This is a genomic window from Planococcus sp. APC 3900 (assembly GCF_030407735.1).
Lineage (GTDB): Bacteria > Bacillota > Bacilli > Bacillales_A > Planococcaceae > Planococcus > Planococcus notacanthi.
The window spans coordinates 680,852-698,067 of sequence record NZ_JASDCT010000001.1 but is presented as its reverse complement, the minus strand read 5'-3'; the positions used below and the strand labels follow the sequence as shown (position 1 = coordinate 698,067).

The following is a 17,216-nucleotide window of genomic DNA, read 5'->3' as shown; positions in this document are numbered from 1 at the left end:
ACTATTTTTTTCTGCACCCTAGTCTTTGAAAGCCCGACTCCTGTTACTTCCGACTCTATTGTCCGAAATGTTCCAGCATCTTTTCGGGATGATCGGTAAAAATTCCGTGGACGCCGATTTTCTGCAGTTCTTCCGCGTAGCTCAGGTCATTGACCGTATAAACATAGACGATGGCGCCTTTTCGCAAAGCGTCTGTTGTCATTCTTCTGAAAGCGGATGGCAAGGAAATATGAATGCGTTTTGTTCCGATAACGCGGGCATAGTCGTAAACGTCAACCAGCACTTCAAAAGTCAGGATGGCGCTTTCAACCTGTTTGTCCTGCACAATCGATAGAATATCTTCGTGGTTGAAAGAAGAAATCAGCACACGATCCGTGAACCCGCGTTTTGCAGCGAGGTCGACAACTTTATCCGCTAAGCCATCATAAGGAAAGACATCGGTCTTTAATTCGATATTCAGCCTGTGGTTGGTCTCTTCAAAAATATCAAAGATTTCATCCAGTGTCGGAATCTTTTCGCCGCTCCATTCTTCGGAGTACCAGGAACCGCAATCCAATTCACGAAGTTCTTTTAAGGTCTTATCTTTTACATAGCCTTTGCCGTTGGTGGTGCGGTTGACTTTTTCATCATGGATGACGACGATTTCTCCATCTCTGGTTAAATGCACATCAATTTCGACGCCTGTAATCGGCAATTCAGCTGCTGCACGAAAGGCCACTAATGTATTTTCCGGATAGGCCCCTGAGCAGCCTCTATGTGCGTAAATCTTCACAAAACCCCTCCTAAATATCTGTTCGTATCTCCCATAATTCCGGGAAAAAGTATTGATCCAGAACCTTTTTCAAGTAATTGACTCCCGACGAACCGCCCGTTCCTTGTTTGAAACCGATGATACGTTCCACTGTTTTCATATGGCGGAAGCGCCATTGCTGGAGCCAATCTTCAATGTCTACTAGTTTTTCAGCCAGCTGGTACAGTTCCCAATGCGTATCCACGTCACGGTAAACCGTTTTCCAGGCATCGCGTACACTTTCATTCGATTCGTAGACCATGCTGACATCCCGCTCCAATATCTCTTTATCGATAGCAAACCCGCTTCTGGCCAGTTTTTGAATCGCTGCATCATAGAGCCCTGGAGCGTTAAAAGCTTTTTCAAGTTCGGCATGAAGCGGCGCATCTTTTTCGTAGATTTTCAACACATGTTTGGTTTTATAACCAAGTGCAAATTCAATCATGCGATATTGGTAGGATTGGAATCCACTGGCATTGCCGAGATCGTCCCTGAACTCCATGTATTCAGCAGGCGTCAATGTCGACAACACATCCCAGCCCTGGATAATCTGGGATTGGATACGTGAGACCCTGGCCAATTGCTTGAACGCCGGCTGAAGATCATCTTTATGGATATTGTCGATAGCTGCCTGCAGTTCATGCAAGATCAGCTTCATCCACAGTTCCGATACTTGGTGGATGATAATAAACAAGGTTTCGTCATGATGGCCACTGACGCCATCTTGTGCCGTCAAGAGCTTGTCCAGATGAAGATAGTCACCATATGTCATGCTTTCCTTAAAATCTGTGCGGATATTCTTCTCAGCGGCAGCGGCGATATTCTGTCCATTTTCATAGTTGTTCATCAAAGTTGCTCCGTTCATTCTCGGCTTGGGCTCTGCTGGTCTGTTTTACCGTTTCGTCTGCAAATGATTAAATTCTCAAAAAAACGGGAAAGTGCTTACTATACCAATTCCCCGAAAGGATGTTAGCAAATGACTAGTAACAAAAAAAATCTATTGGCTCCCATACTTTTTTCTTCGGTGCTGCTTCTTGCCGCCTGTGGGGATGACGAACAAGTGACTGAGCCTGTAAATAATGAAAATCAAGGACAGCCTGCTGATGCCGGTGGAACCAGCAACGCTTCTCCTGAAGGCGGCCTGGACGAAGGTAGCATCGGCGGTGAAACATTCGGCTTTACTGAACTTGATGTTAATGTCGATTTCCCCGACATGGATGACATGATTGAAATCAATTATGAAGAAGACCGTGACAAAGTGGAAGCTGAATACCAAAACAAAATGACGGAAACGAATTTGTCAGGAAATGATGCCATGGATGAAATCGAACCCGGCCTCAGCCAATTGGAACTGACAACGGACACTCCCGATGATGAAGCCATCTCACAGGTCGTCGAAGCCTTTGGCATCGATAGTGGTTATACCGAAATCGAAATTGAAGTCAGATATCCGGACGGCACCGATAAAGAATATAAACAAACCGGCAATTGATTTAAAAGCAGCTGTTGCCGACAGGGAAACCATTCGCATAAGCGGATGGTTTTTCATTTTTCTAAGCTGTTTCCCGTTTCCAATATGAAATTGTCTGCAGTCTGTGAAAACCTGATTTCTCATAGACATGGAGCGCATCATTCTCTGTTTCGACATCCAAAAGGACTTTTTCAAGGTTACGCTTGAAAGCCAGTTCCCGGCACCATTTCAAGAACAGCTTGCCATAGCCTCTCCCCTGCTGATCCGGATGGACAGCAAATGCCGTTACCCATAATGCACCTTCTTCTGTCAAAAGCGTTGCCGTGGCAAGGGGCTGCCCATCTTTCTTGAACAGCCATATTTCTCTTTCCGAAGCCTCCATATTATGCTCCAATATCGGCAGAATGCTGTCGTCGAATGCCTTAGCCAGCAACTCAGTCAATTCCTCCGCTTCTCCTGCATAAGGAACCACCTGAAACTCCTCCGGCAGGCTACTGCTTGGCAGCGGTTCTGCAGATAGCAGGATCTCCTTGAAATCCGGGCGGAAGCCAAGGCTTTCCATAAATGCAGCGATGTCCGAATTGTTGACGAAAGCCGCCAGTTCACTTTCCGCCTGGCGCTGCGCCAAAGCATGAGCCACACCGTCTGCCAGCGCTGTTCCAAGCGAAAGCCGGCGGTAATCCGGATGGACGAAAAGCGACCACTCATAATGGTGAAGGCCCACCATATCCGCTGCCGCAGCAAACCCGATCAATTCATCCTCAGCGGTATAGGCAATCACTGCGAAACCCCTGGATTCATCCGCTCTCCATAGCGATGGATGGAGAACTGTCCGATTCTCGGATGGCAGATGTTCGAGCAATTGCGCCATGTCGCTGGCAGTTTGCTCATCTATCGGAAATGAAACGATCGATAGCGATAAATCCATTTTTCAACCTCCTGTAAACGATATCCTGCTAATGCAATGCGCGGGAATAGCTCTCGTTTTTTCAGTATTTCTCTGTATTTTCATCCTATCACATCAACTGGACAAATCGAGCTTGAAAAGAAAGAAAAACACAGACCTTTTCAATCAGAAAGACCTGCTCCGAATTTTCCGGAACAGGCCTTCTAGTTATCCGATACAGACGCTCAGTGGGGAAGACCCCACTGAGCGAAATTTCTCTTTATCCCGCTTCAACGGGCAGTACACCCCCCACTTTTCAACGGGGGTTTACTGACCGTAAAAGTCCGATTGGTTCAACTAACGCTCAGTGGGGAAGACCCCCACTGAGCGAAGTTTCTCTTTATAATTTCGCATCAGCCAGCATATTGGCGTAAATGCCATTTCCGTTCAATAACTGCTGCTGCGTTCCTGATTCCACCAATCTTCCCATTTCCATAACCAAGACCATATCGGCTTTTCGCACCGTATTCAATCGGTGGGCGATGACAAAACTGGTTCGCCCTGCCATCAAGTGCTCCAGCGCTTCCTGGATTTTCAGTTCGGTAACCGTATCGATGCTGCTCGTCGCTTCATCCAGCAACAGGATAACCGGATCGGCAATCAACGCACGGGCAATCGACAGCAATTGCTTCTGTCCCTGGCTGATCATGGAGCCGTCTCCTGTCAGGATCGTGTCATAACCATCTGGCAGCTTCTCGATAAAGTCATGGGCATTGGCACCTTTTGCTGCCTCCACTACTTCTTCATCCGTTGCATCCAATTTCCCGTAACGGATATTGTCGCTGACACTCGCTTCGAACAGAAACGGATCCTGCAGCACAAAAGCGATCTGTTTGCGCAAGGTTTCACGCGGCATCTCTGCAATCGGGGTGCCGTCAAGACGAATTTCGCCTTCATTGGCATCATAGAAACGCGCCAAGAGCTGCATGATTGTCGTCTTGCCTGCCCCAGTCGCACCGACAAGTGCTGCAGTTTGGCCGATGCCGACGGAAAAGCTGACATCACGAATGGTCCAATCTTCTTCTGCGCCTTCATACTTAAACGACACCTGGTCGAAAACCACTTCGCCTTCCAACTGTTTTTCCACGTTGAGGACCTGGTCGTCTTTTTCTTCTGTTTCATCCATAATCGAGAAAACCCGTTCAGCTCCAGCAATTGCAGACAAAACGGTGTTGAACTGATTGGCTAAATCGTTTAATGGACGGGTAAATTGTCGGGAGTACTCTGTGAAAATGACAATGACACCGATCGACACGGACCCGTTAAGCGCCAGGATGCCTCCGACACCTGCCACGATGGCAAAACTGCCGTTGTTCAGGAAGTTCATGACTTTTGGAATAAAGCCGGCATAGGTCCATGCCCAAAAACCGGCACGCCGAAGCCGTTCGCTTTTTTCGCGGAATTCTTCCATGACACGGGGTTCCTGTGAAAACGCCTTAATGATTTTTTGTCCGGAAATCGTTTCTTCGATCATGCCGTTCAATTCACCGATTGCTTTTTGCTGTTCTTTATAGAGCCTGCCAGTGCGTTTGGTGATCCATTGGATCGAAATGTACATAAGCGGAATGATGATCAAGGTCAACAACGTCAACAACGGGCTCAGGGTCAGCATGACGATCGCCGTACCGGTCAAAGTCAAAATACTCGAAAACACCTGGATAAAAGACGTATTCAAGGTCGAAGAAACGTTTTCGATATCATTGGTCATACGGCTCATCAGTTCCCCATGCTGCCGTTTATCAAAAAACGATACCGGCAGGCGCTGAAGATGTGAAAAGAGCCGCGTCCGCATGCGGAAAATCACTTGCTGGGCGATTCCCACCATCCAGAAATTCTGCAGATACAGCGAAACGGAATGCCCGATATAGACGACAATCAACCACGCGACGACGATGCCCATGCCATTAAAACTCTGGGGAACGATGTATTCATCAATGATGAAGCCGATCAAATAAGGTCCCAGCAAGGCAAGAGCCGAGCTGACGAACACCAGCGACAAGACCACAATCAGCAGGAAGCGCTGCTCGTCGACCAGTCTCCAAATCTGCAGCAAGGTTGATTTCCAGTTTTCTGCACGTTCGTTCTTCTTCTCATCCTTTTTCTTCAAGTCTTCTCTCGAAAAAAGCGGTTCATGGCCGAATGGGCGGCGAATGGCATTAAACATATTCATCAACCTCCTCTTCCTGTTGGGACATCGCAATCTGGCGATACAGCACAGAACTTTCCAAGAGCTCGGCATGGGTGCCGTAACCGGAAATTTGGCCATCTTCCAGCAACAGAATCCGGTCCGCCCTCATAGCGGTCCTGATTTTCTGCGTAACCACCAGCATTGTCGCTTGTTCCTGTTCCAACTCTTCCCATAATGCTGCTTCGGTTTTAACATCCAGTGCACTTGTGCTGTCATCCAAAATCAAAATGGACGGTTTGCGCACCAAAGCGCGGGCGATCGACAGACGCTGTTTTTGGCCGCCGGATAAATTGACGCCTTTTTGACCCACGCGGGTGTAATAGCCTTTCGGAAAACGTTCGACCGTTTCGTGGATCTGCGCTTTGATCGCCGCGTCAGCCAGTTCATCCTGCACCACTTCGTCTTTCCCCCAAGATAAGTTATTGGAAATGGTCCCTGTAAAAAGGAGCGATTGTTGGGGCACAATGCCGATCGTTTTTCGCAGAGCCCGCAGCTGCCATTTCGTTACATTCCTGCCATGGATTGAGACCGTTCCTTCGGTGGCGTCATAGAAACGCGGAATCAGCTGCAGCAAAGAAGATTTGCCGGAGCCGGTCGCTCCCATAATTGCCAGTTTTTCATTGGCTTTCAAATGGAAGGAAATATTGTGCAGCACCGGCCTTGAAGTTTCCGGGTACATGAACGAAACATTCTCGAAACGGATTTCACCGCGGTGCACTTCTTTGGATTCGCCGCTCTCATCTTTTTCACGGACATCCTCTGCCAGCAGCACTTCCTCAATGCGCTCTGAGGATGCTTTCGCACGGGCAAATATCATGATGATGAAAGAGAACATGGTGAAAGCACCCGTCATCCGCATCGCGTAATTGACAATGGCGACCAATTCACCGATTTGGGCACCGCCACTGCGGATTTCAAAGGCGCCAAACCATAAAACAGCCAATAAGGACAAGTTCATGCCGAACAATAAAATCGGCAAAATGATTTCCATGATGCGAAATGCTTTTACTGTATCAATTTTCAATGAGCCTGCCACTTCCGAAAAACGGTTGGTTTCATATTTTCCGCGCAGATAGGCTTTGATCAAACGCACAGCCTGCAGATTTTCCTGAACAATCCGGTTGACCCGGTCCAGACGCTTTTGGACAAAACCGAAATAGCTGACTCCTTTTTTGACCATGGCATACAGGAATATCAATAAGAATGGAAAAACAATCACCAAATAAAAGGCCAGTTTCGGATTAACGACAAATGCCATAATCATGCTTCCGATGACAAGCAAAGGGGCGCGCAGCATAATCCGAAGCCCCATATAGAGGACTTGCTGCACCAACGTGACATCACTGGTCAATCGTGTAATCAAACCCGAAGCCGGGAATTTGTTGAACATAGCCAGTGAAAATGATTGGATCCGCCCATAAAGAGCCTGCCGAAGATCAAACGAAAAACTTTGCGAGGCATGTGCTGCAAAATACGAATTGACGATGCCCGATACAAAGGCGATGACCGACAAGCCCATCAGCACTAAGCCCAATTGAATGATAACGTCCTGATCTCTCGCCACGATCCCTTGGTCGATAATGCTCGCAATGACAAGCGGCTGAAGCAACTCCACTGTCAATTCCAGAAGCATCAAAATCAATGCAATGACGATATAAAATTTATATGGTTTGGCATATGAAAAAACTGTTTTCATGGGAGTGCCTCCTAAACGTTTCGAAACTCGAACCTTTATATTGACTAGTATGCCATAATTTTCAGATATCGAATAGAGATTTCTATTTTAAAGCAAACATCAAGCAGCCCGATTCTTCATTCCTTTTGATCGCTATAGCGGAATAAGCCAGAAAAGCGATGCCTTTTTAAGGGGCATCGCTTTTTCAGGTGATAGGTATCATTCATTACCATTTTGCTTTTATTGATCATATTGATCCGCGCCAAAGAACCGAATCCTTATGCTAATTCACCTGTGCAGTTTTCTTCTTTGGATTGCCGGCAAGCGACAACCAGGTGACAAACACCAGCATGGCGAATGCCCCAAACAATTGAATCGGCGACAGCACCTGCCCGAACCAGAACACGGAGATGACCATTGCTGTCAACGGTTCCATGGATGAAAGAATGCTGGTTTCGACGGCCGTAATGTAGCGCATGCTGCTTAGAAACAAGATAAAGGCAGCTGTGCCGACGACAATGATGGCAAATATGGATCCAATTACCGGCCATTGGGCCAAGACCGGCCATTCATCTGAAAGGAAGATAGGATTTACCAGCCCTAAAAAAATTCCGCCAAAAAGCATCGACCAGCCGACAACGAGCAGGACGCCCCATTCCTGCATAAGCTGTGCAGGGTAAAGCGTATAAAATGTGAAAGCCAGTCCGACGAGAATTCCCCAGAAGAATGCTTCTCCGCTAATAATCAGTTGGTCAGGCCTGCCATTGGTCAGCAACAGGAACAATCCCGCTAATGTTCCTGCCATTCCGATAATTTGGTAGACCGGCGGCAATTTTTTATGTGTTAGAGAAACAAAAGCAATAATATAGACAGGCGCCAAAAATTGCATCAAAGTGGCGACTACTGCATTGCTTGCTTCGATGGCAGCGACAAAACTATACTGGACACCCAACATTCCCAATACGGAAAATATCAGCAAAGGCCGGATCCACATTTTGTTGCGGAAAATGGCCGTAATCCGCACGCCTTTCAGCTTCAAGAAAAGAAGCAGGAAAAGGCCCGCCACCGTCAATCGTATAGTTAAGAGAAATGGAACGGAAATCCCGTAAACTTCCATGGTCCATTCCATCAAAGGACCCGAGGCTCCCCACAGCATCGCTCCGATTAATATCATGGCTATTCCTTTTAGACGTTCCATATCAGCTCTCCTTTCCTTCCAATAGAAAAACCAATCCCGAAAGATTGGCCATTAATTATTTAGAATGACAGATTCATCATTAAGCCCACGTAGAAACAAATGATAAAGCCGAGACTGAACAGCAATGACAGCCAAGCATTCAGCTGTCGGAAAAAACTCAACAGCATCATAGCCAATAGCAGCAAGCCAAGCCCCATCAGCAGTGAGCCGTTCAATGTCCAATCCAATCCGGCTGCCAGCGGGATATATAATGGTCCCGCCAATCCCTCCAAAAACCAAGCTCCGCCTTCAATCCGGAGTGTGTCATTAACGTCATGAGGAGGAGCCTGTTTGCTCATAAACGCAGTAAAAACAAAAACAAGCAGCAACAGGGTACTTTCAAGTTTTAGCCAAGACTGCCGGAAAACTTTTTGCTTATTGAGAAAGCCATTGATCAAAGCCGCCAACAGCACCGGAATAATGCTTAGGTGCTTCAGCAACAGCAATTGGCCATAAGGCAATGCCCAGGAATTCGCATAATCGGCCGGCGCCACAAAAAAGAACATAATAATGATGCCGCTGCCTATGACGGCTGCCACACAGAAAAACGCAAAAGGCGTAAACCAGGACAGAAAGCGCCGCCAATTTGAGCCATCCTTTGCGAACCAGCTTACATGGAGCAGAACCCCCGCCCACATTGCCATGAAAAGAACATGGATGGAATGAAGAGCGAAGCCGGCCCACAAATCAAGCGTGGAAATGTGGCTGTAAAAGCCCACGGTCAAAATAAGTAAAAATAAGTACAGCGCCTGAATATACCGGCTGCCCCCCAAATAGATGGAGATTCCCAAAATGATGCTGAGCAGCACTGTGATCAACCAGCCTTGCCCTACCCGGAACCCGGTAATGGCATTCTGATAAGCCTCGCCCCATCCTTGGCTGCTCTGCAGGAATAAAGCCAATTCATAGACCGGCATAAAGGACAGCACAATAACACCGGCCGTACTGAGCAGCAGCAGAATTTTGGAAGTGGATAGCGATGGCTTTCGGTCATCCGGGATAAACTGGAGTACAATCGAGCCTGCGAGATACGAAAAAGCGACATACAGCAAGACATCGGCAATTGCGGAGAAAGACATCATTTTTTCTTCTTGAGCAACTTAAAGATTCCGTAGACGACCAAAACAGCAGCCGCCACAAGCAGAATCGTTACCAGTAAATTGCCGCCTTCTTCAGGCTGTTGTTCTACCACTTCTTCTGAAGGTGCCGCAGATTCCTCTGCCGGCTCTTCGGCTGTTTCAGCGGCAACCGGAGCTTCCTCTTCTTCAACAGTTACCCCAAAAGCGATTTCCCCTTCTATCGGGTGTCCATCTTCTCCAATGATATTCCAAAGAATACGATAAGATCCATTTTCCAAGGTTTCACTGAAAATGCCGTTCATTGTATCCCCTTCAATAGCAATACTGTCGAATTCAAAAGAACCGTTTTCTCCTTCAATTGTCATCGTACTGCCTTCTTCAATTCTTGTTCCAAAAACCAGTTCCGCCTCTTTTAAGGCTTCCGTCAAATTTTCACCTTCAGCAGGTGTCGATGACAATAGAGTCGTATGTGCCAGAGTTGAAAAAGGAATTATAAAAATCAGGAATAATAATACAAAAATTTTCTTTAACATACTCTTACCTCAATTTTCTTATGATTTATGCCTATTCTCTCACGATTATCGGCTAAAGGATAGTGAAAAAACCATAAACTTGTCATAGAGATTATTTTGAAAAGGATGACGATAGACCTTTTCTTCTCTATAATAAGAATAGACTACGGTTAAGGAGCGTCAAAGAATGAGCGAATTGCAAGGAAAATTAGCCGATACCCTCGTTTTCAACCATATTCCATTCCCCATCATTATCATGGATAAAAATGGGTTCATTGCATGGTGCAATCAGCATGCTGAACGTGTTTTCCAAATAGAATCCGAAGCTGTCAAAGGACAGCTCTCTCCTTATATGAATCCCGAAAAAGCAGCGTTGAACAAGCAGTCCTGGGACAAGTTACTAAAGACTAAGGAACCGGTCAGATTTGAAGATGTGGAAATCGAAATGGGCGACGGAGTAAAAGCATATACAACAGTTGTAGCCAAATCCTATACAGCCGACGACGAGCAGTATGTCATGACCATCTACGAACTGGACGAAACCGATGAAGACGGTTCTCCCGCTAAAGAATTAAACCATTTGCGGAACGGTCTGGACGACTCTTTCATGTTGCTTTATTTCGATCAGGAATTTTTGATTACCTATGCGAACCCACTGTTTTTGAAGTTGAGCAAGTGGACACCAAAACGTATTTTGGGCAAGCCTGTTTGGCATATGTTCGGAGACAGTGAAGAAGACGTTCAGTTTGTCGATTCGATTTTGTCCACTCTCAGACAAGGAAATGTCTGGAACGGTGAAGCGAAAAAAGTGAAAAAAGATGGAGAAATCTACTGGGTGGACTTAACGGCCATTCCGATGCAGCTTTCCGGTGATGATACTTATTACATTTTCCTGGAAAAAGACATAACCGCCAATAAGAAAGCCCAGCAGCATCTCGAAGAAATTGCTTTTATTGATCCGGTCACCGGCCTTGAGAATCGCCATCGCCTTGAACAGGTCGTAAATGAATACATAGAAGAAGAACGTCATTTCTCCTTTGTTTTCCTGGATATTGACCGTTTTTACACATTGCGCGACGTCTCGGATACGGATACAGAAAACGAGCTGCTCATCGAGTTCACTAAGCGCCTTCGGATGTATTTTTCCGATTCGATCATCACGCGTGCTGGCCTGCACGAATTTGCATTGGTTACACCGTTGAGCAACTGGTTTATCGAAGGCTTCCTTCATTACCTGAAGCAGCACCCGATTTACCTTCAAGGTACAGCAGTGCCATTGACCATCAGCGGTGCCATCACGAAATACCCTGAAGATCAGCAGAATTTCATGCATTTGATCAAAGCTTCCTATGCGACCATCAAAAAAGTGAAAGACCGTGGAGGCAGTGCCATTGCCGCACTGACATCTGATGACCACGAGCGGCTGAACCGTAAAGCATTTATCGAAAAACGGCTCATCTATGCCTTGGACCGCAAGAACTTACAGCTCCTCTACCAGCCGCAGGTCAATTTGAACAACGGCAAAGTGGAGCGCGTAGAAGCGTTGGTGCGTTGGACTGATTCGGAAATCGGTGTCATTACACCGGACGAACTGATTCCGATTGCTGAAGAAAATGGCTTGATCAATGAAATCGGCAGCTTTGTCGTCGAAACTGCCTGCCGTCAATTAAAAGAATGGCAAACCAAGGACATCGACTTGCAAATCAGCATCAACTCTTCTATCCGTGAGTTCAGAGACAAAGACATGGCGAAGATGGTACTTGAACAATTAAAAATCAATGACTGCAAAGCAAGTTCCTTGATGATCGAGATCACAGAGAAATTTGCACTTGAAGCAGAAGCGGAACGTTCGATTATGTCTCAAATGAAGACTCTTCAACAAGAAGGCATCAGTTTTGCGTTAGATGACTTCGGAACAGGTTACGCCTCATTCCGCTATATGCTTATGCTGCCAATTTCTTCATTAAAAATAGATCAAACGATTATTCAATCCATCACTAAACAGGAAAAAATACAAAAACTGATCAACGGCATGATTCAGTTCGGCAAATCACTCGACTTCCAAGTAACCGCTGAAGGCGTTGAAACCAATGAACAGTTTGAACTGTTGCGCGCCATGGGCTGCGACAGCCTTCAAGGCTACATCATCGGCCATCCGATGACAGCAGCAGATTTGGAGAAATGGTTGAACTAACTAGAAAAGCGGAAACGCCTGTGTAGCTCTGCCGGGCATAAGACAGACCAGCAGAGTGGCGTTTTTTGCCACGGCAGCTGGGTTGGCTTATGACCCAAAGAGCTAGGCGCTGGAGCTGGACAAAGAAAAGCGGAAGCAGCCGTTTAGCCCCGACAAGCGCTGGAATCCTTACCAGTAATGGCATTTTTCAGCCATTGCTGGTAAGGATGAAGCGACTCGAGGGGCTGGCTGCTGGAGCTGGACACAAAGAAAAGCGGAAACGCCTGTTCAATCTCTCATTTCCACAAATTAAAAATGGGTCTGACTAACAAGAATCACTCTTGTGTCAGGCCCATTTTTCTTTGTATTCTTTTTGCCTGCCGCTTGAAGAACAGTTGCATCATCACTTCTGCAAAAACCAGTCCCATTGCCACAGCTCCGGAGATCATTAACGCTTCGGATGCGAAAGCGATAGCTTCCAGGTAATTGTTTTCAACGATGTTGCGCATAGCGTTGTATGCTTTGCTTCCCGGAACCAATGGAATGATTCCCGCGATACTGAATATGATCATGGGCATCCGGAACTTCTTCGCCAGCAAATGTGCCACAATTGAAACAGCAAAGGCTCCAGCAAAAGAGGCTTGGACCGAATCCTCAAAGATCAGAAAGAAGCTGCGGTAAATGAGCCATCCGCTCATGCCCACCAGTCCACAACTGACCAGGGTCCGGCGCGGGGCATTGAAGATGACGCCAAATGCGCCTGCCGCCAAAAAACTAAGTAGCGCTTCCAATGGCCAATTCATTTGATTTCCTCCTTAAAACGATATGACTAAAGCGATTCCTGCACCGATGGCAAAGGCCGTCAAAAATGCCTCAGCTCCCTTGGACAAGCCGGATACAAAATGGCCCGCCATCAAATCCCGTACAGCATTTGTGATCAATAATCCCGGAACGAGCGGCATGATAGAACCGATGATCAGCGTATCCAAATTGGTCGCAATCCCTGAATAGACAGCGAGGGATGCAAGTATCCCGATTACAAAAGCTCCGATAAATTCAGCAAATATCTTAACACGCGTTTCTTCCAGGATCTTTTCCACAATGATGAAGCCGATTCCTCCGATTACAAAAGCAAATGGAAGGTTGATCCAACTGCCGCCCAATAAAATAAAAAAGCAGGCACTCGCCACTGAAGCGGCCAGGGTCTGCACCCATATACTGGATCGATAATTGGTTTGATCAATCATCAGCATTTCATCATAAGCCTGTTGCAATGTATATTCACCGGACACCAGGTTTCGTGAAACGGAATTGACGAGTGCCACCCGTTCCAAATCGGTGCTCCGGTTATTGATTCGAACAAATCGAGTTGCCAGCTCTTCACTTGGAGAAAACATGATGCCTGTTGGTGTAACAAAGCAATGGGAGTTCACCATATTTTGCGATACCGCCATCCGGATCATTGTGTCCTCGACTCGATAGGTTTCGGCCCCGCTCTCCATCATGATTCTGCCCGCCAGCAAAAAACAATCCAACGCGAGTTCGCGCCGGGTCTCTCCTATTTGCGCCACATGTCTCTCTCCTCTCGCGGTCGGTTTCTGTACTCATCATAACGCACATGGACAAAAAATTAAACGCCCCGGGTCGTCGGGTCGTTTAATGGTGTGTTGGAGATGAATCGATAATTATGGTTTCAAGACGACTTTTGTACAATTATCCTGATGGTCGTTGAAAATCTGATATGCGTCTGCGGCACTTTCCAGCGGCACAATATGTGAAATGATTTCACGCGGATCGAATTCTCCGTTTTCGATTTTTTTGTAAAGCATCGGCATTAGGTGAATAACTGGAGCCTGTCCCATTTTCAAGGTGACGTTCCGCTCGAACATATTTCCAAGAGGGAACATATTGTACGTCAAGCCATAAACTCCTGTGAGCTGAATCGTACCAAATTTGCTGACGGCGTCTTTTGCAATATCAATTGCGCTGAGAGTACCACCTTGCAGCATCAATTTTTGCTGAGCTGCTTCTGCCGGCGATTTCTTGCCATCCATCCCTACGCAATCGATGACAACATTCGCCCCGCCTTGCGTGATTTCATGGATTAAAGCCCCTGTATTGTCATGTTTACTGAAATCAACAATTTCGACATTGTTCATTTTTTTAGCAAGTTCCATCCGGTAAGGAATTTCATCCACCGCAATTACGCGGCTGGCGCCTTGCATCCAGGCGAATTTCTGTGTCATGAGCCCGATAGGACCACAGCCTAACACAACAACCGTGTCGCCTTTTTTCACTCCTGCGTTTTCGACACTCCACCAAGCAGTCGGTAGAACGTCAGACAGGAACAGGAGTGATTCATCTTCCAACTCAGAGGATTCCGGGATGACAAGCGGCATGAAATTTCCGTAAGGTACACGCAAATATTCAGCTTGTCCACCAGAATAATCTCCATAGCGTTCCGTTAAGCCGAAATAGCCGCCTGTGTCGAAATGGGGGTTGCCATTTGAATTATCACACTGGCTCTCCATTTCATGGCTGCAATAAAAACAATGGCCACAGCTGACGTTGAAAGGAAGTACGATGCGATCTCCTTTTTTCACTTTGGTGACGCCTGACCCTACTTCTTCGACAATCCCCATCGGTTCATGCCCAATGACTGTATCTTTTGTCGTCGGCAAAGCGCCCTGATAAATATGCAAATCTGTTCCGCATATAGCCGTGGAAGTTATTTTCACGATAATATCATCATTTTTCTGGATTTCAGGATCTTTTACTTCTTTCACCTGCATGTTTTTTGTTCCTTGGAATGTTACGGCTTTCATCGATATCCCTCCATTTATAGTTTTCAGAATACTTCTCAACTTCCCTTTTTCTGCTAATTAAAAACATATAAAAAAAAGAGACGGATAAAAATCCGCCTCTTCTTTGCTACTGATCAAATTTCAGAATGCTGATGGGTTCAAATGTCTCCAGACCATAGCTCTTAATTTCACCATTCGCGACTGTATAAAGCGTGTCACCAACATAGAGGATCCGCTGTACAGCAGTGTTCCAATCTTCGTACTGATTGTCGCTTTGTTCGACCAAGCTTGCGGTTTGTGAAATGCCTTGGTCCGTGATGGTGTAGATCAACGCACCTTCGCCTTCAAATTCCACGTAATCGCCTGTAGTCTCTTTATAAATGGCAGCTGGAAAACCGAATAAGTTTTTCTCCTTATGCGTAAACAGCGCTTTATGGTCGTATTGAAGCGCTGAGTAAGTGCCTGCCCCTCCAATGATTTCCATATCTTTCTCTACTGGGGCATTAAAGTTACTGACGTCAAACAAAGAAATTTTCATGCCCCCTGTGACTACGCGCGGTTCTCCATTTTTTTCAGGCACCAGTTTCGTATCATAGCCGAAACCAATCAAATGATTGTCATCCAAAGGATGCAAGTAATTTGAGAAGCCCGGTATTTTCAATTCTCCTAGCACTTGCGGAGAAGAAGGCGCCGAAATATCAATGACGAAAAGGGGATCGGTTTCTTTGAAAGTCACCATATAGGCTTTATCTCCGATAAAGCGAGCGGAATAAACCCGTTCTCCAGGCGCCAAATCTTCCACTGATCCAACCTGCTTCATTTGTCCATCCAGAACGAACAGATGATTTTTCGATGGTGTGGTGAGATCCCAAGCAATCCCTTCTGTGGTCACCGCTCGGAAATAGCCGTTGTGCTCATCCATGGAAAATTGGTTAAGCAGAGAGCCCGTTATTTCTGAAGAAGCCAGGAACTCCACAGCCGTCCCGTTCAGCCCGAATTTAAAAATCTCGGTATTGGCTTGTTCCGGAATCCAAATCATTGTTTCTCTGCCGCTCCGTACCGATTCATCATCCAACGGAACATAGGCAGAAGCGGTCAGATACAGATTTTCTTCATTCATGTAAAGCTGCTCACTGCCGCCCAAAAAACCTTCTGTCGAAATGTCGTTGGTTTCAGGTGCAGCAAGGTCGATCGCCGTGATGACGCTATAACTGCCTTCCATCGTTCCAGGCAGAATCGCGATACTGTCGTAAGGGAGCGGTTGAAGGGTCCCGCCTTCTTTCGAATCATAGTGATGCGGCCGGAGTTCAGGCTCACCCTGTTCTTCCAAGATCCAATAATCCGGGTAAACATTGGTGACAAAGTAAAGGACATTGTTCGTTAGCCTTGCACCGTTCAAATTCCCTTCACTGCCAAACTCGCGGATCAGCTGAGGTGAAGTGGGCTTGCTGACATCGTATAAAGAAACAGATGTGACGTTCAAATGCGGCAACTGGTTCTCCGGCAGCTGAAAGTCATCTGTTGGCATGGCAGAAAAGCGGCTGCCCATAACCACCAAGGTGTCGCCTGATAAGAAAAGCTGCTGCGGATAAGTTTCTTCTGTAAATGGCAGCTCGGCAGCCACTGTCATTCCCTGCGGATTTCGGACATCCGAAATCACCACTCGAGACTCACTGATCGAGTAGACATACGAACCATCCGTTTTCACCAGGTCCGCTTCATCCACCCCATCCACTTGATTATTGGTGCTTGAATGACCTCCACCAGAACCTTCAGCTTCGCCTGCTGCAGAGTCGGAGGATTCGGCCGTCTCTTCACTGTTCTCTGCAACGGCCCCACCGTATCGCGGATTATTTCGCTGCATTTCCATCAGCCGGGAAAAGTACATGCGCAGCTCTTCTTCCTCTGACAGCTTTTCCAATTGTTCCTGAACAACGAACGTTATTTCAGTAGCTGCTAAGCTTTTTACAAAACTGTTTTGTAAGGCTTTTTTTTTGATATGCAATCGATATTCGCCTGTGGCCAGCCCCGGCACTTCCAAGGTCTTGCCATTGGCGTGGATGATCATTTCGGCAGCTATGTTTTCACCTTCTGCATCCGTGATGTACAGATCGCCGTTATTTACAGCATCCTGCTGAAGTGCAGAAGAAAAATTAGCTTTCCAGCCCTGCTCCGCTAACGCCACCGGAGATGCGCTCACCGACACCTTATCATTGAGAAAAACAAAAGCTAGAATAAGCGCTGTAGCCACGACAGCTGCAATGGCCCAGATTTTCTTCTTCATGATGCTTCACGCCCTTTCAGACATCCCTTTTCCCATTAGACAGCAATGCGCTGGAAA

Annotated in this window: 14 protein-coding genes; 2 read left to right on the top strand and 12 right to left on the bottom strand. The window is 46.6% G+C overall.

All coding sequences use genetic code 11. The features are described 5' to 3' along the window. Positions 1–55: 55 nt before the first annotated feature. Positions 56–772, bottom strand: a complete 717-nt coding sequence (locus tag QMA04_RS03490) for a glycerophosphodiester phosphodiesterase family protein (RefSeq protein WP_191713474.1) — start codon at positions 770–772, stop codon at positions 56–58. A 10-nt stretch (positions 773–782) separates the two neighbouring features. Further along, positions 783–1,637: a tryptophan 2,3-dioxygenase gene (gene kynA / locus QMA04_RS03485; protein ID WP_191713473.1), complete on the bottom strand. Its 855-nt coding sequence runs from the start codon at positions 1,635–1,637 to the stop codon at positions 783–785. 129 nt (positions 1,638–1,766) lie between these two features. On the opposite strand from kynA, the gene QMA04_RS03480 reads away from it, so the two are divergent. Next, positions 1,767–2,282: a YusW family protein gene (locus QMA04_RS03480; RefSeq protein WP_191713472.1), complete on the top strand. Its 516-nt coding sequence runs from the start codon at positions 1,767–1,769 to the stop codon at positions 2,280–2,282. A gap of 61 nt (positions 2,283–2,343) precedes the next feature. Here QMA04_RS03480 and QMA04_RS03475 read toward each other — a convergent pair whose 3' ends face one another. The 6 genes from QMA04_RS03475 to QMA04_RS03450 all read right to left on the bottom strand — a co-directional run bounded on the left by QMA04_RS03475 (position 2,344) and on the right by QMA04_RS03450 (position 9,919). Beyond that, entirely contained in the window at positions 2,344–3,189 is an 846-nt protein-coding gene (locus tag QMA04_RS03475) for a GNAT family N-acetyltransferase (RefSeq protein ID WP_290183963.1), read from the bottom strand. Between the two features lie 358 nt (positions 3,190–3,547). After that, positions 3,548–5,371, bottom strand: coding sequence for an ABC transporter ATP-binding protein (locus QMA04_RS03470; RefSeq protein WP_290183962.1), 1,824 nt, complete (start codon positions 5,369–5,371; stop codon positions 3,548–3,550). Beyond that, positions 5,364–7,091: an ABC transporter ATP-binding protein gene (locus tag QMA04_RS03465; RefSeq protein ID WP_290183961.1), complete on the bottom strand. Its 1,728-nt coding sequence runs from the start codon at positions 7,089–7,091 to the stop codon at positions 5,364–5,366. Before QMA04_RS03465 ends, QMA04_RS03470 begins: the two co-directional genes overlap by 8 nt. A 262-nt stretch (positions 7,092–7,353) precedes the next feature. Next, a complete protein-coding gene (locus QMA04_RS03460; protein WP_290183960.1) occupies positions 7,354–8,268 on the bottom strand; it encodes a DMT family transporter in 915 nt (304 codons plus the stop codon). 59 nt (positions 8,269–8,327) lie between these two features. Continuing rightward, a complete protein-coding gene (locus tag QMA04_RS03455; RefSeq protein WP_191713467.1) occupies positions 8,328–9,389 on the bottom strand; it encodes a copper resistance D family protein in 1,062 nt (353 codons plus the stop codon). Continuing rightward, positions 9,386–9,919: a copper resistance CopC family protein gene (locus QMA04_RS03450; RefSeq protein ID WP_191713466.1), complete on the bottom strand. Its 534-nt coding sequence runs from the start codon at positions 9,917–9,919 to the stop codon at positions 9,386–9,388. Before QMA04_RS03450 ends, QMA04_RS03455 begins: the two co-directional genes overlap by 4 nt. Positions 9,920–10,085: 166 nt before the next feature. On the opposite strand from QMA04_RS03450, the gene QMA04_RS03445 reads away from it, so the two are divergent. Beyond that, a complete protein-coding gene (locus QMA04_RS03445) occupies positions 10,086–12,092 on the top strand; it encodes a bifunctional diguanylate cyclase/phosphodiesterase (RefSeq protein ID WP_191713465.1) in 2,007 nt (668 codons plus the stop codon). Positions 12,093–12,406: 314 nt separating this feature from the next. Here the strand turns inward: QMA04_RS03445 and QMA04_RS03440 are convergent, their stop codons facing one another. The 4 genes from QMA04_RS03440 to QMA04_RS03425 form a co-directional block, all read right to left on the bottom strand. Further along, entirely contained in the window at positions 12,407–12,874 is a 468-nt protein-coding gene (locus QMA04_RS03440) for a threonine/serine exporter family protein (RefSeq protein ID WP_191713464.1), read from the bottom strand. A gap of 12 nt (positions 12,875–12,886) precedes the next feature. Continuing rightward, entirely contained in the window at positions 12,887–13,642 is a 756-nt protein-coding gene (locus tag QMA04_RS03435) for a threonine/serine exporter family protein (RefSeq protein ID WP_191713463.1), read from the bottom strand. Between the two features lie 114 nt (positions 13,643–13,756). Continuing rightward, positions 13,757–14,896: a zinc-dependent alcohol dehydrogenase gene (locus tag QMA04_RS03430; RefSeq protein WP_191713462.1), complete on the bottom strand. Its 1,140-nt coding sequence runs from the start codon at positions 14,894–14,896 to the stop codon at positions 13,757–13,759. A 106-nt stretch (positions 14,897–15,002) separates the two neighbouring features. Next, complete coding sequence (locus tag QMA04_RS03425; protein WP_290183959.1) at positions 15,003–17,159, bottom strand: beta-propeller domain-containing protein; 2,157 nt, start codon at positions 17,157–17,159, stop codon at positions 15,003–15,005. Positions 17,160–17,216: the final 57 nt, after the last annotated feature.

Bases quoted from the DNA above. Each gene is read 5' to 3' on its own strand.
- QMA04_RS03475 (WP_290183963.1), bottom strand. From the start codon at position 3,189: ATGGATTTATCGCTATCGATCGTTTCATTTCCGATAGATGAGCAAACT.
- QMA04_RS03465 (WP_290183961.1), bottom strand. From the start codon at position 7,091: ATGAAAACAGTTTTTTCATATGCCAAACCATATAAATTTTATATCGTC.
- QMA04_RS03455 (WP_191713467.1), bottom strand. From the start codon at position 9,389: ATGATGTCTTTCTCCGCAATTGCCGATGTCTTGCTGTATGTCGCTTTT.
- QMA04_RS03450 (WP_191713466.1), bottom strand. From the start codon at position 9,919: ATGTTAAAGAAAATTTTTGTATTATTATTCCTGATTTTTATAATTCCT.
- kynA (WP_191713473.1), bottom strand. From the start codon at position 1,637: ATGAACAACTATGAAAATGGACAGAATATCGCCGCTGCCGCTGAGAAG.
- QMA04_RS03460 (WP_290183960.1), bottom strand. From the start codon at position 8,268: ATGGAACGTCTAAAAGGAATAGCCATGATATTAATCGGAGCGATGCTG.
- QMA04_RS03440 (WP_191713464.1), bottom strand. From the start codon at position 12,874: ATGAATTGGCCATTGGAAGCGCTACTTAGTTTTTTGGCGGCAGGCGCA.
- QMA04_RS03445 (WP_191713465.1), top strand. From the start codon at position 10,086: ATGAGCGAATTGCAAGGAAAATTAGCCGATACCCTCGTTTTCAACCAT.
- QMA04_RS03430 (WP_191713462.1), bottom strand. From the start codon at position 14,896: ATGAAAGCCGTAACATTCCAAGGAACAAAAAACATGCAGGTGAAAGAA.
- QMA04_RS03425 (WP_290183959.1), bottom strand. From the start codon at position 17,159: ATGAAGAAGAAAATCTGGGCCATTGCAGCTGTCGTGGCTACAGCGCTT.
- QMA04_RS03480 (WP_191713472.1), top strand. From the start codon at position 1,767: ATGACTAGTAACAAAAAAAATCTATTGGCTCCCATACTTTTTTCTTCG.
- QMA04_RS03470 (WP_290183962.1), bottom strand. From the start codon at position 5,371: ATGTTTAATGCCATTCGCCGCCCATTCGGCCATGAACCGCTTTTTTCG.